Source organism: Salinigranum marinum, assembly GCF_024228675.1.
Classification (GTDB): Archaea; Halobacteriota; Halobacteria; order Halobacteriales; family Haloferacaceae; genus Salinigranum; species Salinigranum marinum.
In genome coordinates this window covers 2,071,513-2,093,350 of record NZ_CP100461.1, presented here as the reverse complement: position 1 = coordinate 2,093,350, position 21,838 = coordinate 2,071,513, and the positions used below count along the sequence as shown (strand labels likewise).

General features: G+C 69.7%; 23 protein-coding genes and 1 tRNA gene. 11 read left to right on the top strand and 13 right to left on the bottom strand.

Translation table 11 applies throughout. The annotated features are described in order from the left end of the window. Nucleotides 1–3 precede the first annotated feature (3 nt). From NKJ07_RS10345 to NKJ07_RS10335, 3 genes are read left to right on the top strand one after another with little or no spacing between them, the layout of a single operon-like run. Nucleotides 4–783 carry a cytochrome b family protein gene (locus NKJ07_RS10345; RefSeq protein ID WP_318566749.1) on the top strand — a complete coding sequence of 260 codons (780 nt, stop codon included), beginning with the start codon at nt 4–6 and terminating at the stop codon, nt 781–783. A gap of 37 nt (nt 784–820) precedes the next feature. After that, nucleotides 821–1,201 (top strand): DUF7315 family membrane protein, encoded by a 381-nt coding sequence (locus NKJ07_RS10340; RefSeq protein ID WP_318566748.1) that lies wholly within the window; start codon nt 821–823, stop codon nt 1,199–1,201. Next, on the top strand, nt 1,194–1,469 hold the full coding sequence (locus NKJ07_RS10335; RefSeq protein ID WP_318566747.1) for a DUF7314 family protein: 276 nt from the start codon (nt 1,194–1,196) through the stop codon (nt 1,467–1,469). The genes NKJ07_RS10340 and NKJ07_RS10335 overlap by 8 nt, the downstream gene beginning before the upstream one ends. 537 nt (nt 1,470–2,006) lie before the next feature. On the opposite strand, the gene NKJ07_RS10330 is transcribed toward NKJ07_RS10335, so the two are convergent. The 3 genes from NKJ07_RS10330 to NKJ07_RS10320 all read right to left on the bottom strand — a co-directional run bounded on the left by NKJ07_RS10330 (nt 2,007) and on the right by NKJ07_RS10320 (nt 4,586). Next, the gene (locus NKJ07_RS10330) at nt 2,007–2,450 is read right to left on the bottom strand and encodes a DUF7313 family protein (RefSeq protein WP_318566746.1); all 444 of its coding nucleotides are present in this window, start codon (nt 2,448–2,450) and stop codon (nt 2,007–2,009) included. 24 nt (nt 2,451–2,474) lie between these two features. Beyond that, the gene (locus tag NKJ07_RS10325) at nt 2,475–3,194 is read right to left on the bottom strand and encodes an NAD(+)/NADH kinase (RefSeq protein ID WP_318566745.1); all 720 of its coding nucleotides are present in this window, start codon (nt 3,192–3,194) and stop codon (nt 2,475–2,477) included. 96 nt (nt 3,195–3,290) lie between these two features. Beyond that, nucleotides 3,291–4,586 carry a M28 family peptidase gene (locus NKJ07_RS10320; protein WP_318566744.1) on the bottom strand — a complete coding sequence of 432 codons (1,296 nt, stop codon included), beginning with the start codon at nt 4,584–4,586 and terminating at the stop codon, nt 3,291–3,293. Nucleotides 4,587–4,864: 278 nt separating this feature from the next. Between NKJ07_RS10320 and NKJ07_RS10315 the strand changes: the two genes are divergently transcribed. Beyond that, nucleotides 4,865–6,028: a thiolase C-terminal domain-containing protein gene (locus tag NKJ07_RS10315; protein ID WP_318566743.1), complete on the top strand. Its 1,164-nt coding sequence runs from the start codon at nt 4,865–4,867 to the stop codon at nt 6,026–6,028. Beyond that, entirely contained in the window at nt 6,025–6,408 is a 384-nt protein-coding gene (locus NKJ07_RS10310) for a Zn-ribbon domain-containing OB-fold protein (protein ID WP_318566742.1), read from the top strand. Before NKJ07_RS10315 ends, NKJ07_RS10310 begins: the two co-directional genes overlap by 4 nt. 67 nt (nt 6,409–6,475) lie before the next feature. Here NKJ07_RS10310 and NKJ07_RS10305 read toward each other — a convergent pair whose 3' ends face one another. The 3 genes from NKJ07_RS10305 to NKJ07_RS10295 all read right to left on the bottom strand — a co-directional run bounded on the left by NKJ07_RS10305 (nt 6,476) and on the right by NKJ07_RS10295 (nt 10,749). Next, entirely contained in the window at nt 6,476–7,438 is a 963-nt protein-coding gene (locus tag NKJ07_RS10305) for an alpha/beta fold hydrolase (RefSeq protein WP_318566741.1), read from the bottom strand. An 87-nt stretch (nt 7,439–7,525) separates the two neighbouring features. Further along, nucleotides 7,526–8,206: a DUF7546 family protein gene (locus tag NKJ07_RS10300; protein ID WP_318566740.1), complete on the bottom strand. Its 681-nt coding sequence runs from the start codon at nt 8,204–8,206 to the stop codon at nt 7,526–7,528. Beyond that, nucleotides 8,203–10,749 (bottom strand): heavy metal translocating P-type ATPase, encoded by a 2,547-nt coding sequence (locus NKJ07_RS10295; protein WP_318566739.1) that lies wholly within the window; start codon nt 10,747–10,749, stop codon nt 8,203–8,205. Before NKJ07_RS10295 ends, NKJ07_RS10300 begins: the two co-directional genes overlap by 4 nt. On the opposite strand from NKJ07_RS10295, the gene NKJ07_RS10290 reads away from it, so the two are divergent. Then, nucleotides 10,748–10,897, top strand: a complete 150-nt coding sequence (locus NKJ07_RS10290) for a hypothetical protein (protein WP_318566738.1) — start codon at nt 10,748–10,750, stop codon at nt 10,895–10,897. The genes NKJ07_RS10295 and NKJ07_RS10290 overlap by 2 nt on opposite strands. On the opposite strand, the gene NKJ07_RS10285 is transcribed toward NKJ07_RS10290, so the two are convergent. Then, complete coding sequence (locus NKJ07_RS10285) at nt 10,878–11,075, bottom strand: DUF8131 family protein (protein ID WP_318566737.1); 198 nt, start codon at nt 11,073–11,075, stop codon at nt 10,878–10,880. The two genes, NKJ07_RS10290 and NKJ07_RS10285, sit on opposite strands and share 20 nt — an antisense overlap. A gap of 258 nt (nt 11,076–11,333) precedes the next feature. On the opposite strand from NKJ07_RS10285, the gene NKJ07_RS10280 reads away from it, so the two are divergent. The 4 genes from NKJ07_RS10280 to NKJ07_RS10265 all read left to right on the top strand — a co-directional run bounded on the left by NKJ07_RS10280 (nt 11,334) and on the right by NKJ07_RS10265 (nt 15,546). After that, the gene (locus NKJ07_RS10280) at nt 11,334–12,527 is read left to right on the top strand and encodes a halocyanin domain-containing protein (protein WP_318566736.1); all 1,194 of its coding nucleotides are present in this window, start codon (nt 11,334–11,336) and stop codon (nt 12,525–12,527) included. Nucleotide 12,528: 1 nt separating this feature from the next. Continuing rightward, on the top strand, nt 12,529–13,110 hold the full coding sequence (locus NKJ07_RS10275; RefSeq protein WP_318566735.1) for a cytochrome c oxidase subunit II: 582 nt from the start codon (nt 12,529–12,531) through the stop codon (nt 13,108–13,110). Further along, a complete protein-coding gene (locus tag NKJ07_RS10270; protein ID WP_318566734.1) occupies nt 13,110–14,837 on the top strand; it encodes a b(o/a)3-type cytochrome-c oxidase subunit 1 in 1,728 nt (575 codons plus the stop codon). Before NKJ07_RS10275 ends, NKJ07_RS10270 begins: the two co-directional genes overlap by 1 nt. Before the next feature lie 67 nt (nt 14,838–14,904). Next, complete coding sequence (locus NKJ07_RS10265; RefSeq protein ID WP_318566733.1) at nt 14,905–15,546, top strand: hypothetical protein; 642 nt, start codon at nt 14,905–14,907, stop codon at nt 15,544–15,546. 7 nt (nt 15,547–15,553) lie between these two features. Here NKJ07_RS10265 and meaB read toward each other — a convergent pair whose 3' ends face one another. The 6 genes from meaB to NKJ07_RS10235 form a co-directional block, all read right to left on the bottom strand. After that, complete coding sequence (meaB, locus tag NKJ07_RS10260; RefSeq protein ID WP_318566732.1) at nt 15,554–16,642, bottom strand: methylmalonyl Co-A mutase-associated GTPase MeaB; 1,089 nt, start codon at nt 16,640–16,642, stop codon at nt 15,554–15,556. Then, complete coding sequence (locus tag NKJ07_RS10255) at nt 16,639–17,055, bottom strand: cobalamin B12-binding domain-containing protein (RefSeq protein WP_318566731.1); 417 nt, start codon at nt 17,053–17,055, stop codon at nt 16,639–16,641. Before NKJ07_RS10255 ends, meaB begins: the two co-directional genes overlap by 4 nt. A 440-nt stretch (nt 17,056–17,495) precedes the next feature. Then, nucleotides 17,496–17,570, bottom strand: a tRNA-Met gene (locus NKJ07_RS10250). A 72-nt stretch (nt 17,571–17,642) separates the two neighbouring features. Next, nucleotides 17,643–18,086, bottom strand: coding sequence for a GtrA family protein (locus NKJ07_RS10245; protein ID WP_318566730.1), 444 nt, complete (start codon nt 18,084–18,086; stop codon nt 17,643–17,645). 4 nt (nt 18,087–18,090) lie between these two features. After that, entirely contained in the window at nt 18,091–18,885 is a 795-nt protein-coding gene (locus NKJ07_RS10240; RefSeq protein WP_318566729.1) for a glycosyltransferase, read from the bottom strand. Between the two features lie 45 nt (nt 18,886–18,930). After that, a complete protein-coding gene (locus tag NKJ07_RS10235; protein WP_318566728.1) occupies nt 18,931–19,182 on the bottom strand; it encodes a hypothetical protein in 252 nt (83 codons plus the stop codon). Nucleotides 19,183–19,359: 177 nt separating this feature from the next. Between NKJ07_RS10235 and NKJ07_RS10230 the strand changes: the two genes are divergently transcribed. Continuing rightward, on the top strand, nt 19,360–21,834 hold the full coding sequence (locus NKJ07_RS10230) for a DUF2298 domain-containing protein (RefSeq protein WP_318566727.1): 2,475 nt from the start codon (nt 19,360–19,362) through the stop codon (nt 21,832–21,834). The last annotated feature ends 4 nt before the right edge of the window (nt 21,835–21,838 follow it).

Sequence of the window (21,838 nt, the reverse complement as noted above, 5' to 3'; positions counted from 1 at the left end):
ATCATGAGCAACCAAGACACTCCAACCGAGGACGAGAACGAACCGATGGCCGACGGCTCCGGGAGTCTCGCGGTGCCGCCGGACGACGAGACGCCGACGTGGGGCGAGCGCAAGGCCCGCAAGACGGGACTGTCCCGGCTCACGTACGAGTACTTCGAGCGCGCCCGCCGCGAGGATCAGGACCTCCGCCAGGAGTCGACGTACGTCGAACGCGACGTGCTCGGCTTCCCGACGTGGCCCCACGAGGTCATCCGTAACCTCTCGATCACGTCCTTTTTCGTGGGGATGATCCTCTTCCTGTCGGCGACGATGCCGCCACACATCGGCCCGCCGGCGAACCCCTCGTCGACACCGGCGATCATCCTGCCCGACTGGTATCTGTACTGGTCGTTCGGCCTGCTCAAGCTCAACCCGCTCAACCCCGAGCTCGCCATCCTCGGCGGGCAGAAGATCATGGCCGACCGGACGTACGGCGTGCTCGCTAACCTGGTCGTCGTCGGCTTCGTCGCCATCGTTCCCTTCCTCAACAAAGGGAGCGCGCGCAGACCCGTCGAGCAGCCGTTCTGGGCCGCCGTCGGCGTGCTCGGCATCGTCTTCGCCTTCACCATCTCGCTGCTGTCGGTGAAGAACCTCATGCCGATGAACGTCGACCTGCTGTTCGACCTGACGTTCCTCCTGCCCGTCGTCGCGGGGATCGTCGCCTACGCGGTGCTGAAGACGATGCGCGAGGGGTACATGTACGACCTCAACCGTCGCTACTACCGCCTGCGTCCGCCGAAATAACCGCCGCGGCTCGCGGAATACACGCTTTCGTTCACCGATGACCTCCGACACAGACACCACACAGCCGACCAGCGAGGGGACCGGCCGGCGCGGGCGGCGCGACATCGAGGTGCCGATGCGGCTGTACAAGACGATCACCGTGTTCTCGACGCTCATCGCGGTCGTCACCGTCGTCGCCGGCTTCTTCCTGCTCGACGCGGCGACGCTCCAGGTGAGCTTCCTGCGGGCGATCATCGCGGGCGGTCTCGGCGCGGTCGGGCTCTCGGTTCCGACGGGGGTGTTGAGCACCGTGTTGGCCGTCTGTGGCCTGCTCGTCATCGGGTTCGGTGCGGGCGTCTACACGATCGCGACCCGGTTCCGTGCCGAGGGGATGGGAAAGTCTCAAGAGGACGCCGACGAAGGTGAGGACAATGGCTGACGAATTCATCAAAGGGCTCGGCATCTTCACCGGCGGCGGCCTCGCGTGGCTCGTCCTCGCGAGCTGGTACCGGACGACGAGCTTCGAGAGCACCCAGCAGCTCGTCGCGCCAGTGTCGGACGGGGGGATGGACCTGTACAACTCGCTCGGCGTTGCGCTGATGGACGTCTTCTTCTGGTTCACGCTCATCGGGGCACTGACGTTCTGGGTGCTGATCCCCGCGGGTCGACAGGCCCGAAAGGCGATCGAGAACCGCCGCGCGCAGTAATCGCCCGGCCGGTACGGCCCCCTCACGTTCTGCGGCTCTGGCTTCGCCGACCACGCGAAAGCGTGCGCTGTCAGCGTTCACGGATCGACCGCTCTTCCCGCCACCGACCGCAGTGTGAGCCCGCCGTCTCCGACGAGACTCCACGGCGCACGCGGCGCGGGTTTGGCCATCCACGGGACGCCACCGGGGTCGGAAGCCCGTCTCGTTCACGGCCCCACGCGGCACGCGATTCGATGGTGTGGGCGACCGAGCGACCGGTCCGGGCGACGACTCGGCGGAGAGTACGTGGCTTCACTGCCCCGCTCGTCCGTCTCGTCCTCTGTGACGCAGGACGCGTCCGCTCCGCTTTCAGTGGACTGTGCAGACTCGGAGTGAACTCTGTGGCCCGTTTACCGTCCCAGGGACCGACGCAGTCACCAGTCCGCACGACGACGCGGCGAGGGGGGACATCCCGTGCTCTCTGGTGCGGTAATCACGGGGGAACGAGACGGGGACAGAGACCGAAGCGACGGCGCGGCCGGAACGGCCGGCGGAGGCTCAGATGATCGCCGTCCAGATGGGCTCGACGACGAAGAAGAGACTCTGGAACCCGGCGTACAGAAGCGCCACGAACGAGGCCGTGAGGGCCGCCTTCGGGCGTTCAATCGTCATCTCGTTACGCGCTTCCACCTTGCGGGACTCGAACTCGAAGAAGTCCGCGAGGAAGACCCCGAGCACGAGGACGGACATCACCATGCCGCCGTGTGGGGCGACGATCAGGAACGCGAACGACGTGAGGATGAGCAGCACGGTCGTGACCGTGTGGGGCGTGTACCGCGAGACGAGTTCGTCGTCGCCCTCCTCGGCCTGCCTGACATGCGTGCGATGTGCGAGGAGACGCGTCACCATGTTCGCCACCACCAGCGCGAGCACGACGAACGGGATTATCGACTCCGCCGCGACCAGTGGGTCGAGCGGGACGAGGAACTGTAGCGGTTGCATACCCGACGTTCGGGCAGGTACTCATTAGAGTTTTTCCAATCTACGCGCGTCGTCGGGCGAGCAGGGCGGCCGGATCAGGTCGACGACCCCGGCTACGTCGATCCGGACCGGGTCGTCGACGCCGACCTCCCGACGGGCGACGCCGTCGACGACGAGCGACACGGGCGTCTCGTCGCGCTCGACCGACAGCGTCACCGGCGCGTCGGTCACCCACGTGCTGGGACGCGTCGTGTACGGCGAGATGGGGACGACCGCGAGGCCGGCTTCCGTCGTGAGGACCGGCCCGCCGGCGGCGTGGCCGTAGCCGGCGCTCCCGACCGGCGTGGCGACGACGACGCCGTCGGCGCGGAACGACGCGAGTTCGCCGACGGTGTACTCGGAGATCCGGGCCGCCTCGCTCGTCACGAGCGCTACGTCGAGCACGGCTTCGGCCCGGATGCTGTCGACGGTGACCGCGAGGCGCGGATGCGCGCGGGTCCGTTCGAGCCGCGACGGCTCGATCGCGAGCGCGCGGAGCGCCGCGCCGACCCGGTCGACGGCGACCCCGTGTGGCCCGACGTCGGCACCGACGAGAAGGGTGGGGACCGGCGGCGGGTCGGCGGCGAGGGTCCGGACCGCGGGTTCGCCGACGGCGAGCAGGAGATCGGCCGCCGTTTCCCGACCGACGGCGGCGACGTCGACCGGTGCGTCCCCGACCACCTCGGCGAGGGAAACGTCGCCGCGACGTGCGACTGTCAGCGACATTCGGCCTCCCCAGCAGGCGTCACAGCCATTACGATGGCGCTTCGCTCGCGCCGATAAAAGTCCCCGCGGTTCGGCGCTCGCGTCACGACGGCGGGCTCAGAACGGCCAGTCGCCGGTCAGTCTCATCCCTTCGGCTTCGCCCTGGGCGTCGATCGCGGCGGCGATCTCCTCGACGGCAACGGGCGCGAGGTCGGCGTCGGCGCGGGCGAGTTCGACCACGACGTCGGCCAGGAGGACGGCCTGTTCCCGAAACGTCCGGCGTTCGAGTTTATCGAGCGTGTCGGCTTCAGTGTGGCCCCAGCCCCGTCCCCGGTCGCCGGTCTCGGCGGAGACCATACAGCCCGGGACCCCCCGTGCGACGAACGGCCAGTGGTCGGAGTGGGGGAGGTGTTCGGGTACCACGGTGACGGGGTGGTCGTACCGTCCGGCGACCGTCTCGAACGCCGCGGCGAGGCCGCCGAAGCCGCCCACGTGCGTCTTCAGCGTCCGGCCGGCACAGACGCCGTCGAGGTTGCACACCGCCCGGACGTCGTCCGCGCGGGCGGCCGCGTGCCCCGACCCGACGAGGCCGACCTCCTCGGCCCCGAAACAGGCGAGGTGAACCCTGGTGTCGAGTTCGTCGGCCCGCGCCGCGAGGATCCGTGCGAGTTCGACGACCATCGCGGTACCGGCCCCGTTGTCGAGCGCACCCTCCGCGATGTCGTGGGCGTCGACGTGGCTCGTGAGATACACCGCGTCGTCCGTCGTGGGCCCGACGTCGGCGTGAACGGTCCCGCTGTCGGCGTCGGGGGTCTCGCAGTCGACGGTGACCGCTACGGGCTCACCCTCGTGGCGTCGGGCCAGGCGCGAGCCGACCTCCTTCGAGACCCCCACGGCCGGGATCTCGCCGATGGGCGAATCGTCGGTCCCGACGCTCCCCGTCGGGGGGAGCTGTCCGGGGACGTGGTTCCGGAAGACGAAGCCCGCCGCCCCCGCCTCGACCGCGCGGTAGTACTTCTCGCGACGGTGGATGAAGCGGTCGACGTGGTCGGGGACGGTGGAGGAGGCCAGGACGATCGCTCCGTCGAGATCACGGTCGAAATCGTCGGGTAGGCCGTCGCCGAGGTCGACGAGACGGCCCTCGACGCTCCCAGCGGGACTGCGCGGGAGCGCGATCGACGCGAGCGTCCGGTCCGCCGCGGTCACGGCACTGTCGCCGCGCACCCATCCCTGGATCGGGAATGTCTCGACGCGCGCGTCGCGCGCGCCGACCTGGTCCAGGGCGTCGCGCGTCGCCGCCAGCGCCTCGTGTTCGCCCGGTGAGCCGGTCATGCGGTCGCCGATGTCGACGAGTCGTTCGAGGTGGTCCCATCCGACGTCGCTAGTGAACGTGCCGCCGATCCACTCGGTCATGGCCGCATCTCGGGGAGCGCCGCTGAAACCGTTTCGATCGGTCGAGTGGGCTTCCTGTCAGTCATGCCATGGTTCGAAGAAACCTCCACTGAGCGGTGTTCGGTGGCGGGGAGCCCCGTCGAGTCCCGTCGGTCGAACCGCGGTTTTAGCTTTGGAGTTCGAAGTATAACAAAATACCAGCAAATCCCGTCGAAATACATCAGGAGGACTATAACACCGTGAGGCTCCGTACAGACCCATCGACAGGGTTTTATTCACAACCACATGTACGTTAATGCATGACAACTGTTCGCATCGCCGGGGCCGACTTGACCCGCTTCGGGAGCACGCCGGAGCGGACGGGGCGAGATCTGTTCGCCGAGGCGGCGCTCGGCGCGCGCGAGGCCGCCGGGATCTCGCGCGAGGAGTTCGACGAGCTCACCTACGGCAACTTCATGGGCGAACTCGCCGAGCGCCAGGGCCACCAGGGACCCATCATGGCCGAGGCGGCCGGGCTGGACTGCCCCGCGACGCGCTACGAGGAGGCCTGTGCCTCCGCGGGTGTCGCCGTGCGTGCGGCGGTGTCGGCGATCCGGTCGGGGCGGGCGGACGTCGTGCTCGCCGGCGGGATGGAGCGGATGACGAACCAGGAGACGGAGGACACGACGGAGTTCCTCGCCATCGCCGCCGACGAGCTGTACGAGGTCCGCGCCGGGATGACGTTCCCCGGGGCGTACGCGCTGATGCAGCGGGCTTACGTCCAGGAGTTCGGCGGGGAGCGCGAGGACTTCGCACACGTCGCCGTGAAGAACCACGACCACGCGCTCCCGAACGAGTACGCACAGTACCGTTCGGCGATCACGGTCGAGGACCACCTCGACGCCCCGATGATCTCCGACCCCGTCGGTCTGTACGACTCCTGTCCGATCACCGACGGTGCGGCGGCGCTCGTCCTCTGTAGCGACGAGTACGCCGAGGAGCACGCGATCGACGCGCCGGTCGCGATCACGGGCACCGGGCAGGGCGGCGACAAGATGGCGCTCCAGGACCGGACCCACCTGAACCGGACGCCCGCGACCGACCGTGCCGCCGCGGAGGCGTACGCCGACGCGGGGATCACGCCCGACGACGTCGCCGCCGTCGAGGTACACGACTGCTTCACCGTCGCCGAGGTGCTCGCGCTCGAATCGCTCGGCTTCTACGAGCCCGGGGAGGCCGTCTCGGCCGCGCGCGACGGCGAGACGACGAAAGAGGGTTCTCTGCCGGTGAACCTCTCGGGCGGTCTGAAGGCCAAGGGCCACCCCGTGGGCGCGACCGGTGCCTCGCAGATCGTGGAGATGAACCGGCTCCTGACCGGCACGCACCCGAACAGCGAGTACGTCGACGGGGGCGTCGGCGTGACCCACAACGCGGGCGGGACGGTCGCCAGCGCGGTCGTCCACGTCCTGGAGGTGGTCGCATGAGATCGAAACCCCGCGACGACGGCTACGACGACCTCCTCGACGCCGCCGAAGCAGGCGAGGCGTACTACCTCGCCTGCGAGAACGGTCACGGCTCGCTCCCGCCGCGGCGGAGCTGTCCGCACTGCGGCTCCCCGGAGCTCTCCGAGGAACCCCTCCCCGAGTCGGGGACGGTCGAGACGTACACCACGACACAGATCGCCGCGCCGTCGTTCTCGGCGAAGACGCCGTACATGACCGCCGTCGCGGACTTCGGTCCGGTCCGTGTTACGGGGATCGTCCGGGCCGATCCCGAGGAGATCTCGGTCGGCATGCGGGTCGGCCTCGCCGTCGGCCGGAACACGATGACCGGCAACCGGATGCTGACGTTCCACCCGCGGTAGCCGGGTAGCGGACAGAGACCTCGTGTGGGGACGGTGATGAGGTCGCGTTACCCTCGGCGGGTCGTGGTTACGCCTCGGCCGACGCGGGCGCGGTCAGTGCCTCCCGGACGATCTCTACGAAGGCACCCGGGTGTTCGACGTGTGGCAGCAGTTTCGCGTCGTCGATGACGACCAGCCGCGCGTCCGCGTCCTCGGCGAGGTCGCGCCCGTCGGCGAGCGGCGTGATGTCGGCCTCGCGGCCCCAGACGAACGTGACGGGGACGTCGAGACCGCGGAGGGCCTCCCCGAGGTCGACCGCCGAGTTGAGGAAGCCGCTGACGAACGACGCGGGGGCAAAGCGGGCGTTGGGCTGGTGGGCGGTCCGCCACTCGTACGCCATCCACTCCTCCGTGACCGAGTCCATGTCGTAGTAGCCGTGGTCGGCGTTGAAGTACCGGATCGATGGTTTCGACCCGAGGAGGTTGAACAGCGCCGTGCCGACGACGGGTGCGCGGAGGAGTTCTCGCGCCCAGGTCACCCGGTCGGGGCCGCCCCGGGCGGTGGGGCAGACCGCGACGAGCCGCGAGACCGAGACGTCACCGTAGGGATCGGCGAGAGCGCTCGCGACGTACGCGGTCGTGAGCGAGGAGACTAGCACGGCGGGGGAGTCGTACTCGGCGAGGAAGTCGGCGACGAACTCCTCGTACAGCGCCGCGGAGTACTGCAACGGGGGCCGGTCCGAACAGCCGAAGCCGGGCAGGTCCGGCGCGACGACGTGGTACTCGGCCGCCAACTCGTCGAACACCGCCCGGAACTCGCCGGAGGAGCCCGCGGCGTTGATGCCGTGGAGAAGCACGACCGTCGGCGCGTCTTCGGGTCCGGCCTCGGTGTACGCGACGTCCATCCCTCGCCAACGGTACGTGCGGTGGTCGCCCGACAGAGGTGGGTCGAGCGGGTCGGCACGGGCGGCGAGCGCGCGGTTGACGCCGGCGAGGCCACCGACAGCGGCGGCCCCGGTCCCGACCGTCTTCGCGAGTCGTCGAAGGTTCATGCTCGACTGAAAGAGCGCGACCGACTTGACCCACACGGCCGCCGGGCGGGCACGCCGCGGGAGCTGCGGGAGCGACGCCCCGGACGGTCAGCGCCGCCGCAGCCACGAGACCGAGCCGACCGTCGGACGCCACGCCAGCAACCCGACGCTGACGACGAACGCCAGCGTCGAGAGGTCGTACGACCACGTACCCGTCGCCGTCAGGCCGACGGTCCCGCCGACGAGCCCCGAGACGACGGCGGCGGCGAGCGGGAGCGTACACGACACACAGGAGAAGAGGCCGACCGCGCCGCCGACGATCCCCGAGCCGGCGATGTCGGCGACGAGTCGGTAGACGAGGTACGCCAAGACGGCGTAGCCGACGACTTTGAACGGGAGGAGCGCCAGCCGGACGACCCCGTCGTACAGGAGCGCCGGTCCCCACCCCGGCGAGAGCGGGAGGAGCCGGAGGGTGCCGGAGCCGGTACCGAGCCCGACCGTCCCGTCGAGCGACGCCACGAGGAGGAAGTAGCCGACGGCGACCGCCAGTGCCTGGAGCCGCCGCCGTCCCGTCGCCCGGGGGCGGTCGACGGCGAGCACCGCGAGCACGGCGACGTCGATCCAGACGAACGGGTAGAGGACGTACCGCGGCGCGAGCACGGTTCGCGTGGAGACGGCGAAGTACGCTCCGAGCAGGAGCAACTCACAGGCGACGAGCGCGCCGGCGACGACGACCAGCCCCCGGTGGTCGTCGAGGCGTCGGCCGAGGCCGGCTCCGAGCACGCTCATGCGGCGTCGCCTCCGCTCGGAAGACGGGTGGCGTCCCGGTCGCCGCTTCGGCTGTCGGCGGTCCCGTCGTCTGCGGTGTCGGTCCCGCGGCCGAGTCCCTCGTCGTCGATCAGGCGGCGGCGCGAGTTGAGCACCACGAGGACGCTGCTCGTCGCCATGGCGACGGCGGCGAACAGCGGATTGAGCAGGCCCAGCGCCGCGAGCGGGATGGCGACGACGTTGTAGAGGAAGGCCCACGCGAGGTTCTCGCGGATCCGGGTCCTGGTCGCCCGCGTCACGTCGAAGACGGTCTCGACCGTGTGGAGGTCGTCGGTGGTGACGACGGCGTCGGCGGCGTCCACGGCCAGGGGGGTGCCGGATTCGAGCGCGATCCCGAGGTCCGCGGCGGCGAGCGCCGGCGCGTCGTTGCTCCCGTCGCCGACGAACACCACGGTGCCGTCCGTCCGCAGGCGGTCGACGAGTGCGACCTTCGCCTCGGGGCGCACACGGGTGAACACCTCGTCGACGCCGGCGTGCGCCGCGAACCGCGCCGCGGCCGCCTCGCCGTCGCCCGTGACGACGACGACGCGGTGGTGCTCCGAGAGCCGGTCGACCACCGGCTCCCACTCGGGACGGGGGTCGTCGCCGGCGACGACGACGCCACGCGCCGCGCCGTCCCAGCCGACGAGTGCCGGAACCACGCCCGCGTCCCGCGCCTCGGTCGCCCGCGCGCGGAGTCGGTCGGGAACGGTCCAGTCCCGGTCGGTGAACAGGTCGGCACTCCCGACGAGCGCCCGTCGGCCGCCGACGGTGCCCGAGACGCCCTGGCCGGGGTGCGTCTCGACGTCGGTGACCGCGAGGCCACCGTCGGTCGCGGGCGCAGCGGTCGGGGCGCCTGCGTCGCCCGTGTCGTCCGTGTCGGTCGGGACGGCCACGCCGTCGGCCGCAGCCCGCGCCACGACCGCGTCGGCGACGGGGTGGTCGGCAAAGCGTTCGAGCGCCGCCGCGACGGCGAGCGTCTCGTCGGCCCCCTCGACCGTCCGGACGGCCATTCGTCCCGTCGTCAGCGTCCCCGTCTTGTCGAAGGCGACGACGTCGGCGTCGGTCGCGCGCTCGAACAGTTCGCCCGAGCGGACGACGATCCCGTGTGAGAGCGCCTCGCGGACGCCGCCGGCGACGGCCATCGGCGTCGCCAGCCCGAGCGCGCAGGGGCAGGAGACGACGAGGACGGTCAGCGCCGTGAGGAGCGCGGCCGTGGGGGTCGCCCCGACGAGGAGGTGGGCGCCGCCGGCAACGGCCGCGAGCGCGAAGATCAGCGGGACGAACACGCGTGCGATCCGGTCGGCGAGCCGTTGTGCGCCCGACCGGGTGCGGAGCTCCCACTGGAGGTCGACGAGCCGGTCGAGCGTGCGGGTGGCCTCGGCGTCCGCGGCGACGACGACGCCGCCGTCCCTGAGTCGGGAGCCACCGACGACCGCGTCGCCGGGCTCGCGGCGGACGGGGCGTGACTCGCCCGTGACGAGCGACTCGTCGACCGCGCCCGTCCCCTCGACTACCGTCCCGTCGACCGGGACCGACTCGCCCGCCCGCACGACCACCTCGTCGCCCTCGCCGATGGCGTCTACGGGGACCGTCTCGGTCCCGTCGGCGCTCCGGATCCGCGCCTCGGAGACGCGCCGCTCCGAGAGGTCCCGGAGGCTGTCGGCGGCCGCCTCGCGCAGTCGGCTCTCGTAGTAGCCGCCGATCGACACCGCGAGGACGACGACGACCGTGATGTCGAAGTAGAGGTGGGTGCGACCCAGCAGCCCGAGGACGGTCGAGTAGACGTAGGCGGTCGTGGCCGCGGTGGCGACGAGGAGATCCATGTTCGGCTGCCCGGCCCGGAGGCTGACGTACGCCCCGCGGAGGATGGGAAAGCCGGTGTAGACGAGGACGATCGTCGCCATCACCCAGACGTTGGCGACGAGATACGTCCCCGCAGGGGAGGAGACGTCGAACAACAGGAGCGAGGCGTCGACGCCGAGGTAGGTCGGGTAGAGAAAGAGGACGTACCACAGCATCGTCATCATCCCGAAGAAGCCGCCGACGAGCAGCCGACCCACGTCGCCGTCGTCGTCGTCGGGCTCCGTTTCGGCGCTCACCTCGTGAGCGCGGTAGCCGAGTCCGTCGATCAGCTCGGCGATCTCGGTCGGCGGTCGGTCGGGGCGGTGGCTGATCTTCACCAGCCCCGACGCGTAGCTCGCGTCGGCCCCGTACACTCCGGGCTCGTTGTCGAGACGAGACTCGACGAACGCCTCGCAGGTGGCACAGTGCATCCCGTCGACGGCGAGGTACGAGTCGACGCCGTCGTCGGGCGCGTCTTCGCCCCGATCCTCGTCACTGTCAGGGGCGTCGGGCGCGAGCGCCGTCCGCGCCTCCTCGGGGTCGACGTCGGCCGCCGCGGGGTCGTCGAGCGTCCGGGCGACGACGAGACAGCCCTGACAGCAGAAGCGGCCGTCGACGCCGTCGGCGGTGACGGGCGGGTCGGGCGTCGGCAGGTCACAGAGCGTGCAGTGGTCGGTCATGACGGGTCAGCCGACCGGAGGAGACGACGGCTCCGTGGGGGAGACGACACCGAGCGTGGCTGCGGTTCCGTCCCCTCGCGGCGACGGCGTGCGGGCGCTCGTGATCCGACGGATCGAGCGGGCCATCGTCACCCCTGCGACGGCCTGACCTCGGCTTCGGAGGGTGAGAACATCAGAAACAGCGCGATGCCGATGATGAGGACGCTCACGAGCGACAGCGCGACGATTGCCACGTTGCGCAATAGAAGGAACGTAGCGACCGGCAGGAGTGCGAGCAGTGCAAGCACGACGGCCGTGCGGAGGTCCCAGTCCGTAGGCAGATTCATACCCACTGATTCCGGATGCGAACTAATAAATCGCACTCTGATTACCGCCTCGCTGAAGCACCGAACTTCAGACACACAAACACGAGGGATACTTAACCCTGTCCACTGCTCTGTCGGCGACCTCGACTCGTGTCACTTCCCGTTTCCAAACAACCGAGATGGATACGAACGTTTTAGACGTTGGTGTGCTCAACGGCACTCTATGGTACGGACTTCTGACAGTGCGTCGACCGTCCACCGGGAGTGGAGGGTCGGCTGATGCAGGGGCAGACGCGCCGTGACCTGCTCCGGGGTGGTGTCGCTGCGGGTGTCGCGCTCGGAGCGGGGGCCGCCGCGGGTCCCGCAGCGGCACAGACAGACGACTACGACGGATGGCTCTCGGACGTCGACAACTACGACGGGACGACCGTCGACGCGACCGGCCAGGACGCGGTCGAGGTTGAGGTCGGCGCGCAGGGCAACGGCGGGACGTTCGCCTTCGCCCCGCCCGCAGTGCGGGTGAGTCCGGGGACGACGGTGACGTTCAACTGGACGTCGAACACCCACAACGTCCTGATCGAAGACCAGCCCGAGGGCGCGGGCTGGGAGGGCCACTCCCCGATCGAAAACACCGGCTTCACGCTCGAACACACGTTCGAGACGCTGGGGGTCTACAAGTACTACTGCGAGCCCCACCTCTCGCTGGGGATGAAAGGTGTCGTCGTCGTCGAGGAGGGCGGTGGCGGTGGCGGGGGCGGCCCGACCGTCGAAGCCGACTACGGCGACTGGTTCTCCGACGTGGACAACTTCGACGGGACGACCGAGGACCTGACGGGTCAGGACGCGGTCGAGGTCGAGGTCGGCGCGCAGGGCAACGGCGGGACGTTCGCCTTTGCCCCGCCCGCAGTGCGGGTGAGTCCGGGGACGACGGTGACGTTCAACTGGACGTCGAACACCCACAACGTCCTGATCGAAGACCAGCCCGAGGGCGCGGGCTGGGAGGGCCACTCCCCGATCGAAAACACCGGCTTCACGTACGAACACACGTTCGAGACACCGGGCGTCTACACGTACTACTGCGAGCCCCACCTCTCGCTGGGGATGAAAGGGGCCGTCGTCGTCGGGGCCGCACCCGGCGGCGGCGCGGGCGAGGGCGAGGCGTCGGCGGGCGCGATCCGCCTGCTCCAGGTCACGCAGGGGCTTCTCGGCGTGATCTTCCTCGCGATCGTCGGCGTCATCGCGTACGTCGCGGTCAACCGCGAACGCTACCCCGCACCGGAGCCCGACACGACGGAGCGCGAACCGACCGCCGAGGCCGCCTTCGAAGCGCCCGAGGTCGAACTGGAACACGACGACTTCGATCCGGTCGGGACGTTCACCGTCGTCTTAGGCTACTTCGTCATCCTCGTCCTGATGTGGGTGTTCATGTACTTCGTGGAGTTCCTCGGCAACGGTCCGACGGTGGTGGGATAAGATGGAGATACACAGGTTCGAGAAACTCTGGGTCGCACTGGCCTTGCTACTGATCGTCGGCTTCATCGGCACCGTCACGTACGGCGCCGTCGGGGCCGGAGTGAAGATGGTCGACGACTCCGGCGGCACGGTCGACGCGAACGCGCTGAACGAGCACCCGCGGTTCGGCGAACCGGGGACGTACCAGGCGGGCGAGAACGAGTACGACGTGTACGTCGTCTCCCGGCAGTTCCTCTTCGAGCCGGGGACGAACGAGCCCATCCGGGTGCCCGCGGGCTCGACCGTGACGTTCCACATCACGTCGAGCGACGTCATCCACGGCTTCGAGGTGGCGGGGACGAACGTCAACACGATGGCGATCCCCGGCCAGGTGGCGCGCGTCACGGTCCAGTTTGACGAGGCCCGAAACTACGGTATCATCTGTCACGAGTACTGCGGCGCGGCCCACCACACGATGGAAGGGCAGTTACAGGTGGTGCCGCAGTCGGAGTTTTCCAGCGCGGACCTGCGGAACCCTGACGCCGTCAGCGCCGACCGGACCGCGCCGGCGGGCGACGACGAGAACGAGGAGGAGACCCGATAATGGCATTCGCAGACGAATACAGAGAGGAGGCCGGAGAAGCGATCCCGATCGAGAGAGAAGCGTTCGTCGACCAGTTCCCGCACGACGCGTTCATCGTGCGGTTGAACCTCGCGGTCGCGTTCGGTTCGCTCGGTGTGGGCGGACTGTTCGGGATGATCCAGGCGCTCCACCGGACGGGGATCTACCGCGGCTTCGTCTCGTCGGCCGACTACTACACCCTCCTGACGGGCCACGGCGTCCTCTTAGCGCTGGTGTTCACCACCTTCTTTATCACCGGCATCTTCTCGTGGGCGGTGGTGTCGAGTCTCGACGAGTCGTTGAACGACCGGCTCGCGAAGACGTGGTTCGGGACGATGTTCGTCGGGACGCTCCTCGCGGCGCTCGCCATCCTCGGCGGGCTGACGGGCGGCCCGGTGAGCGCGGACGTGTTGTACACGTTCTACGCCCCCATGGCCGCGAGCCCGATCTTCTACCTCGGTGCGACGCTGCTCATCGTCGGCTCGTGGCTCGCCGGTCTCGACTGGTTCCTCGCGTACCGTCGGTGGCGCGCGGAGAACCCCGGCGAGCGGATCCCCCTGCGGACGTTCATGGTGCTGGCGACGATGCTCATGTGGTACATCTCGACGATCGGTGTTGCCGTCTCGGTGCTGTTCTTCCTGCTCCCGTGGTCGCTGGGGCTCATCCCGGCCGTCGATCCCCTCCTGACCAGAACGCTCTTCTGGTACTTCGGCCACCCGGTCGTGTACTTCTGGCTGATGCCCGCCTACCTGGTGTGGTACGCCATCCTCCCGAAACTCTCGGGCGGGCGACTCTTCTCGGACCCGCTCGCTCGGGTGGTGTTCGTCCTGTTCGTCATCCTCTCGACGCCGGTCGGCTTCCACCACCAGTACGTTGACCCCGGCATCCCCGAGGGGTTCAAGTTCATCGCCATGACGAACACGATGTTCCTCCTGCTTCCGAGCCTGCTCACCGCTTTCACCGTCGTCGCGTCGATGGAACACGGCGCGCGCCAGCGCGGCGGCAAAGGTCGGCTGGGGTGGCTCCGCGCGCTCCCGTGGGACAACCCGGCCTTCTCCGGCTGTGCGCTCGCCGGCCTGATGTTCGCCGCCGGCGGCTTCTCCGGGATGATCAACGCCGGCATGAATATCAACTATCTCGTGCACAACACGCTGTGGGTTCCCGGGCACTTCCACCTCACCGTCGGCACCGCCGCGGCGCTGACGTTCATGGCGATCACCTACTGGCTCCTGCCACAGGTGACGGGGAAGAATCTCAAGCTGAAGACCGTCGCGATGGTCCAGCCGTTCACCTGGTTCATCGGGATGACGCTCATGTCGAACGCCATGCACCGCGCGGGCCTCGCGGGGGTTCCGCGCCGCACCGCCGAACCGCAGTACGCCAACGTTGAGTTCGAGAACGTCATCGGCGGGATCGCAGAGATGCGCCTCCAGATCGCCGTCGGCGGGGTGATCCTGTTCGTCGCCCTCCTGATGTTCCTCGCCGTCGTCGTGGCGACGTGGTTCGGCGAGCGGAGTCAGAAACTGGAGGTCAACAGCGAACTCCCCCCGGCGCTGTCGGGGCCCGAAAACAGTCCGGTCGTCCTCGACGACCTCCGCGTGTGGGCGCTCATCGCCATCGTGCTTGTCGCGATCGCGTACGGCCCGCCTCTCTGGAGCATGGTCGCCGACGGCCTCCTCGCTCCCGGGAGCCCGCCGATCCCGGTCTGAGCGGGTGACCCGCGGACGAACCTCTTGACATCGGTTTCGCACACCTTTGACTCAGTAGGACCATACAGTGACCGACGAGACGACACCGACCACAGACGGCGCGACCGTGACCGAAGACGCAGAGACAGACGCCGAGTCAGCGGCCGAGGCACGCAGGCGACGGACCATCATCCGTCTCCTCGTCGGGTTCGGGATCGGGATCCCCGTCCTGATCGAACTGGCGACGTTCGTCGGGCTAGTTGAACAGTCACTCCTCGGGGACGGGAGCGACGGCGACGGGAACGGCGGTAGCGGGACGGGCGGTGACGCGACCCGAACGCCCGGCGATGGAGACGGCGACGCCGGCGACGAGGTGGGGGTCGGCGACGAACTCCTGCCGGAGACCACACAGCGAGAGACGCTGTCGGTCGCCTCGTTCCGCGCCGGCGACGACAGTTGGGTGCTCACGCTCGCGGCCGGGGTCGAGAACACGGCGTCGGAGCCGTACACGATCGGGTTCGGCCCCGTGACGACGACGAACGGCCGGCAGGTCGAGGGGACGAACCGAGCCGCCACGGTGGCGGCCGGCGAGACGGGACAGGTCACGGGAACCTGGCAGCTCTCCCCGGGGAGCCGTCCCGCGGCGGTCGAACTCCGGACCGCCACGGGCGACGCCGAGCCGACCGCTCACGAGGTCGCGTTGGCGCGGATCCCCGTCGAGGGACGCTGAATCTCCGTTACGATCGGTCGTTCCGGTCGCGTTCGTCCAGGCAGTCGCGGACCGGGGCGACCACCTCGTCGGCGACCGTGTAGGGGTCGGTCTCGCGGTCGAGGACGGCCTCAGCGAGTCGCTCGACGCCACCCCGGGCGTTTAGTTCCCGCTCGACGAGGTCGGACACGTCCGAGCGGACGAGCGTCCGGATCTCCTCGGCGTATCTGGTCCGGGCTTTTTCGCGCAGGCGGCCCGTGTTTTCGAGGAACTCGCGGTGTGCGCTGAGCGTCTCGATGAGGTCGCCGATCCCTTCGCCGCCCGTGGCGACGGTCTCGACCACTTCCGGCGTCCACGACGCCCGTTCGGCCGCGTCCTCTCCGTCGGCCGACTCCCCGTGTTCCCCGTTCGGCCCGAGGTCCGCGCCGGCGGCCCCGTGGTGGCCGGTATCGAGGTTCCGCGTCGGCTCGCGCTGGAGGTGGATCATCTCCTCCAGTTCGGCGACCGTCCGGGCCGCGCCGTCCATGTCGGCCTTGTTCACGACGAAGACGTCGCCGATCTCCAGGATGCCGGCCTTGAGCATCTGGACGTCGTCGCCCGACCCCGGCTGGACCAACACCACCACGGAGTCGGCCGTCTGGACGATGTCGATCTCGTTTTGACCAGCACCGACGGTCTCGATGACGATCCTGTCCTTGCCGAAGGCGTCGAGCGCCTTGACCGCGTCCGCCGTGGCGGTCGAGAGGCCGCCGAGCCGGCCCCGGGCCGACATTGACCGGAAGAAGACGTCCATGTCGCCGACGTTCGACGCCATCCGGATGCGGTCGCCGAGGACGGCACCCCCCGTGTAGGGCGAGGAAGGGTCGACCGCGATGACGCCGACGGTGTCGCCCCGGTCGCGGTAGCGCTTGGCCAGTTTGTCGACGAGCGTCGACTTGCCCGCGCCGGGACTGCCCGTGATCCCGATCACCTCGGCGTCCCCCGTGTGCGCGTGGAGCGCCGAGACGATCTCGCGGTAGCCCGGCGCGCGGTTCTCGATCTTCGTGATGGTGCGGGCGAGCGCGCGGTGTGAGCCGTCGAGGAGTTCCTCGACGAGGTCTGCCTCCGCCTGACTCATCGTTCGGGCGCGTTCTCGCGGACGAAGTCGATCGTCTCCTGCATCGGCGTCCCCGGGCCGAACACCTCCGCGACGCCCAGTTCCTTCAGCTTCGCGCGGTCCTCGTCGGGAACGATCCCCCCCACCAGAATGAGCGTGTCCTCGAACGCGTCGTACTCTTTGAGCCCGTCGACGACCTTCGGAACTAGAGTGTTGTGCGCCCCCGAGAGGATGGAGATGCCGATCACGTCGACGTCCTCTTGGACGGCCGCCTGTACGATCTCGTCCGGCGCACGATGGAGTCCCGAGTAGATCACCTCGAACCCGGCGTCGCGGAACGCGCGCGCGATGACGTGTGCGCCGCGGTCGTGCCCGTCGAGACCGACCTTGGCGATGAGACACCGGATCGTCCGTTGCTCTGCGTCTGCGCTCATGGACGGACGTTCGCTCGGGACTCGTTTGACTTTAACGGACGATCCGGCACGAACTGCCGGAGCACGGGCCGACCGCAAGCCCGACCCGCTTCGGTCGCGTTGCACGGGCGTCACGACGCCGAGCGGAGACTCGACGCCCGAAGTGTGGCTGCCTCGAAAATAGCGGGAGGGAGATTTGAACGACGTGGACTCCGCTTCGCTCCGTCCTCTCGTTCAAATCTCCTGAGCACTCGCACGGACTCACCGGAGTCGCGGCGCGATGAAACCCGCCGCTTGGGAGGCGAGTCCGAGAGGAGTAGCGGGAGAGATTTGAACCCCGGTCGTTCCGCTCGCGCCGCTCGCTTCACTCCCTGGTTCAAGTCTACTCCGGCGATGCTCCGGTAGTCACGGCGGTCGCGCCGAGACGAGACTCGGCGCTGAAAGGGTGACTGCCTCGAAAATAGCGGGAGGTAGATTTGAACTACCGATCTCCGGGTTATGAGCCCGGCGGAATCTCCTGGCTATCCCATCCCGCTATCAGGTACGAATCGGCCACTGCGGTTAAGGATTGTGATTCGGACGCCGTATGCTACTTTTGGCCGTGTGACTCAGCCACGTCCGACGCGCCACGTGACGAGGCTTTCGGCGACGTAGTTGACGAGCATCCCGGTGCCGATGCCGGCGATCTTCGAGAAGACGAACCAGCCGTCGATACCGGCCACCGTCAGTTCGAGCGCGACGACGCGGTAGAACAGCCGGAACGTCGCGAGCTGGACGAGGATGCCGCCGGCCCGGACGAGGTTCGACCGCAGGAGCCGCCGGAGCGCCGCGCCGACGCCCGCGGCCCCCTGCTCGGCGAACGTCCAGTTGTCGTTGAGCAGGAACATGACGACGACGGCCACCTCGATCCCGACGAACACCGCGAGTTCGGGGTAGACGCCGAGTTCGCGGAGCACGGTCGCGGTGGTCACGTCGAAGACGGCACCGACGACGCCGACGGAGGCGAACTTGCCGAAGCGGGTACCCGACAGCAGGGCGTCGACGACCGACATGGACTCACTCGTCCACCGGGTCGGCACCGAGCCGCTCGATCAGCGACGGTCCCGACTCCCGTGAGCGGTCGATGAGCGCGTGGAGCCGGTCCTCCCGGAGCGACCGCGCGCGGTGGCGCGAGCGGACGAGCGCCCGCCCGAGGTCGAGGGTCGTCCCGAGCGTGGAGACGGTCGACTGTGGGTGATCCTCCCAGACGACCGGCACCTCGACCACGGTGCGGTCGAGCGCGTCGGCGACCGAGACGAGTTCGATGTCCCACGCGAAGCCGGGCTCGTAGAGGTGCTCGCGGACCGCCGCCCACGTCTCCGCCGAGAGCGCCTTCGCGCCGCACTGGTAGTCGTACAGCGCCACGTCGAGGAGCCGACGGGCGAGCCAGGCGAAGCCATCGCCGAGGCGGCGACGGGCGAGCGTCTGGTGGGAGACGATCTCCGCGTCGGGGTGCCGCCGAGAGCCGACGGCCAGATCCGCCCGCCCCGCGCTGACGGGTCGGACGACGTCGGCGAGCGAGTCGGCGGGGGTCGACCCGTCGGCGTCGGCGAAGGCGAGGACGTCGACGCGGGGGGCGAGCGCCTCGAAGCCGGCCGTGATGGCGGCGCCCTTCCCGCGGCGCGCGGCGACGGCGTTGACCTCGACGGGGAACGGGAGGTCGTGGAGGGCGTCGACCGTCCCGGGACGCGGGTCGTCGAGTTCGACGCGGACGACGGCCGGTGACAGGAGGTCGGCGACGGCGGAGAGGTACGCCGTGAACAGGTCCATGTCGGGGTGGTAGGCGGGGTAGACGACACCGACAGTGCTCATTGGGTGTGGGTTGCGGAGAGGAGATAAAAAACCGACCGAATAGCGTCAGCCGCGCACGACGGCGGAGACGAGCAGGACGAACCCGACGACGCCGACGAGGCCGAAGGCAGGAAGCGCCACGAGCACCCACTCGTCGGGGAGGACGGCCCCCTCGACGATCGCCTGCACGATCGTAAAGCCCAAGACGGCGACGAGCAGTGCGACGCCCCCGGCAACGGCGCGTCGCTGGTCGACGCCGCCGGTCGCCTCGCGCGGTCGGGGCTCGTTCCCAGCCGTCTCTCCCTGCTGTCTGTCCATCGCTCGTGGGAACGTCCGTGTGCTGTTCCCTTGACCTTTATCCCCGCCCTGGCGACGTGGCCTCGACGTTTACATCCGCCCCGGCGGCGCGGCGTGCTCTCGCGGACGCGGCGGCGGGGTCCCGAACCGGCCCGAGACGGAAAACGTATAGCCCACGGCGTGTTGTCGTTTCTACAGATGGAGTACGCCCTGGTCGTTCGCTGGCTCCTCCTGTTCGCGCTCGTCGCCGTGGCCGGGGTGCCGATCGCCGCCCGGCTCTTCCGTGTCCCCGGCCGTGGTGCGGGCTTCGCACTCCCGGTCGCGCTCGTGGTTCTCGCGCTCCCGGCGTACTGGGTCGGCCACTTCTCGCTCGCCGCGGGCCCCCTCGTCGGCGTCGTCGTCCTCTTCGTCGCCGCCGCCGTCGCGGGGCTGGACCTCGCGGCGCTCCGCGAGGGCGAACTCCGGGGCGCCCCCGACCTCACGATCGACCGGCGGGCGCTCGCCGACGTCGCCGCGGTGTTCGTCGTCGCCTTCTGTTTCCTCGTCGCCGTTCGCGCGGTCGACCCGGCGGTCCACGCGATCGGCGGCGAGAAGTTCCTCGACTTCGGCCTGCTGAAGTCGCTCGCCCGGGCCGAGGCGCTCCCCCCCGAGGACATGTGGTTCGCCGGCGAACCCATCCGCTACTACTACGGCGGTCACCTGATCGCCTCACTCCTCGCCCGCCTGTCGGCGACGCCCCCGCGCTTCGCGTACAACCTTGCGCTCGCGGGCTTTTACGCGATGCTCGTGACCGCGGCGTACGACCTCGCGGCGGCGATCTCGGCTTCGCGACGCGCGGAGCCGGCGTCGGCGCGGGACCGAGCCGACGCCCCGCGCGAGGGCTCCGCACGGCTCGCGGGACTCCTGAGCGCCTTCTTCGTCGGCTTCGCCGCCAACCTCCACACGGCCGCCGACGTCGCCCTGGGGGTCCTCCCCGGCGGCCTCAGAACCGTCGTAGCCGCCTGGATCGCCGCCGGCAACGACGCCGACCCCGCCGAGGTGCTCGCCGACGCGTCGGACTTCTTCTACTTCGATGCCTCGCGGGTTATCCCCGGGACGATCAACGAGTTCCCGCTGTTCGCGTGGCTCAACGGGGACCTCCACGCGCACATGATGGGGCTTCCGTTCCTCCTCCTCGTGGCGGGGCTCGCGTTCGCGTACTCCGAGACGCCCGCGGTCGACGTCCGGCGTCGGCGACTCCTGGTGTTCGGTGCCGTCCCCGTCGTCGCGGGGCTCCAGTCGGTCGTCGACACGTGGAGCTTTCCGACGGTGTTCGGGCTGTTGTTCCTCGGGCTGGCGTTCGCCCCGGCACACCCCCTGTCGCTCCTCCCCGGCGGATCGCGGTTCGCCGCGACCGCTGGCGACACGACCGACGGCGGCGCGGAGGGCAAGGGGGCCGATGACGGGGGGGCGCGTCTCGGTCGAGAGCTCGGACGGCTGGCCGGCGCGCTCGGGATCGCGGTGATCGCGGGGATCGTCGGCCTCGTGCTCTCCGCGCCGTTCGTCACCCTCGCGGCGGGCGGCGGGAGCAGTCGCTCGCTCGAACTCCTGGCCGCGGCCGATCGAAGCTCGCTCCAGGGGCTCCTCGTCGTCCACGGCGCGTTCGTCCTCGCGTTCGGCGCGTACCTGCTCTCGCGGGTCGGCCGCGCGACGCCCGTGCTCGTCGGCGTGGTGGCCGTCGCGGTTGCCGCGAGCGCCGTCGACCTGCCAGTGCTCGTCCTGACGGCCCCGCTCTTGGTGCTCGGCTTCGTCGCCCTCCGGTTCGACCGTCCGGTCGGGTTCGAGACGGTGCTCGTCGTCGGCGGAGCGGGGCTGGTGACGATGGTGGAGATCGTCTACCTCACCGAGCAGGCCGGCCCGCTCCGGATGAACACGGTGTTCAAGTTCTACATTCAGACGTGGGTGCTCTGGGGCGTCGCCGCCGGGGCCACGCTCGCCGGACTCCTCCGCCAGGGGACGGAGACGGCGACACGGGCGGCGGCGACGCGAGCGAGGGCCACGACCGACGGCGGAGGAGAGGACCAACTGGACGGGACCGACTTCCCGGTCCGCCGCGTGCTCGCTGCCTGTTTCGTCCTCCTGCTCGTGGTCTCGACGAGCACGTACGGCGCGTTCGCGCTCGGAAACCACTTCGGGAACGCCCCCGAACCGACGCTGGACGCGACCGCGTTCGTCGAGCGGGACCACCCCGAGGAGGCACCAGCGATCCGGTGGCTCGACCGCCGCGGGGGTCGGCCGACCCTGTTGTCGGCCCCGGGGACGACCTGGCATTCGAGAGGCGGCACCGACGAGCGCGAGCGCGGGATGTACGGGTGGAACTCGAACCCGGCAGCGAGCCTCACCGGCGTACCGACGGTCGCCGGCTGGCAGCACGAGGTCGGCTACCGCGGCCCCGACGCGTACTACTCGCGCGTGCGCGACGTCGACACCATGTTCCTCGGCGCTCCGCGAGAACAGGCGCGGCTCCTGCGACAGTACGACGTCGAGTACGTCTGGATCGGTCCGGCCGAACGACTCCGGTACGACGACGGCGCGATCACCGTGACCGAGTTGGAGGGCGTGTCGGTCGCCTACCGCGAGGGATCGGTGACGGTGTACCGGGTCGACAGCGAGGAACTCCCGGCCGCCGGCTGACTCC

Excerpts from the sequence above, each read along its gene's own strand:
- NKJ07_RS10315 (WP_318566743.1), top strand. The coding sequence starts at position 4,865 with ATGACAACTGTTCGCATCGCCGGGGCCGACTTGACCCGCTTCGGGAGC.
- NKJ07_RS10335 (WP_318566747.1), top strand. The coding sequence starts at position 1,194 with ATGGCTGACGAATTCATCAAAGGGCTCGGCATCTTCACCGGCGGCGGC.
- NKJ07_RS10330 (WP_318566746.1), bottom strand. The coding sequence starts at position 2,450 with ATGCAACCGCTACAGTTCCTCGTCCCGCTCGACCCACTGGTCGCGGCG.
- NKJ07_RS10230 (WP_318566727.1), top strand. The coding sequence starts at position 19,360 with ATGGAGTACGCCCTGGTCGTTCGCTGGCTCCTCCTGTTCGCGCTCGTC.
- NKJ07_RS10240 (WP_318566729.1), bottom strand. The coding sequence starts at position 18,885 with ATGAGCACTGTCGGTGTCGTCTACCCCGCCTACCACCCCGACATGGAC.
- NKJ07_RS10305 (WP_318566741.1), bottom strand. The coding sequence starts at position 7,438 with ATGAACCTTCGACGACTCGCGAAGACGGTCGGGACCGGGGCCGCCGCT.
- NKJ07_RS10285 (WP_318566737.1), bottom strand. The coding sequence starts at position 11,075 with ATGAATCTGCCTACGGACTGGGACCTCCGCACGGCCGTCGTGCTTGCA.
- NKJ07_RS10325 (WP_318566745.1), bottom strand. The coding sequence starts at position 3,194 with ATGTCGCTGACAGTCGCACGTCGCGGCGACGTTTCCCTCGCCGAGGTG.
- NKJ07_RS10270 (WP_318566734.1), top strand. The coding sequence starts at position 13,110 with ATGGCATTCGCAGACGAATACAGAGAGGAGGCCGGAGAAGCGATCCCG.
- NKJ07_RS10310 (WP_318566742.1), top strand. The coding sequence starts at position 6,025 with ATGAGATCGAAACCCCGCGACGACGGCTACGACGACCTCCTCGACGCC.
- NKJ07_RS10245 (WP_318566730.1), bottom strand. The coding sequence starts at position 18,086 with ATGTCGGTCGTCGACGCCCTGCTGTCGGGTACCCGCTTCGGCAAGTTC.
- NKJ07_RS10290 (WP_318566738.1), top strand. The coding sequence starts at position 10,748 with ATGACGGGTCAGCCGACCGGAGGAGACGACGGCTCCGTGGGGGAGACG.
- NKJ07_RS10300 (WP_318566740.1), bottom strand. The coding sequence starts at position 8,206 with ATGAGCGTGCTCGGAGCCGGCCTCGGCCGACGCCTCGACGACCACCGG.
- meaB (WP_318566732.1), bottom strand. The coding sequence starts at position 16,642 with ATGAGTCAGGCGGAGGCAGACCTCGTCGAGGAACTCCTCGACGGCTCA.
- NKJ07_RS10295 (WP_318566739.1), bottom strand. The coding sequence starts at position 10,749 with ATGACCGACCACTGCACGCTCTGTGACCTGCCGACGCCCGACCCGCCC.
- NKJ07_RS10255 (WP_318566731.1), bottom strand. The coding sequence starts at position 17,055 with ATGAGCGCAGACGCAGAGCAACGGACGATCCGGTGTCTCATCGCCAAG.
- NKJ07_RS10275 (WP_318566735.1), top strand. The coding sequence starts at position 12,529 with ATGGAGATACACAGGTTCGAGAAACTCTGGGTCGCACTGGCCTTGCTA.
- NKJ07_RS10340 (WP_318566748.1), top strand. The coding sequence starts at position 821 with ATGACCTCCGACACAGACACCACACAGCCGACCAGCGAGGGGACCGGC.
- NKJ07_RS10345 (WP_318566749.1), top strand. The coding sequence starts at position 4 with ATGAGCAACCAAGACACTCCAACCGAGGACGAGAACGAACCGATGGCC.
- NKJ07_RS10320 (WP_318566744.1), bottom strand. The coding sequence starts at position 4,586 with ATGACCGAGTGGATCGGCGGCACGTTCACTAGCGACGTCGGATGGGAC.
- NKJ07_RS10280 (WP_318566736.1), top strand. The coding sequence starts at position 11,334 with ATGCAGGGGCAGACGCGCCGTGACCTGCTCCGGGGTGGTGTCGCTGCG.
- NKJ07_RS10235 (WP_318566728.1), bottom strand. The coding sequence starts at position 19,182 with ATGGACAGACAGCAGGGAGAGACGGCTGGGAACGAGCCCCGACCGCGC.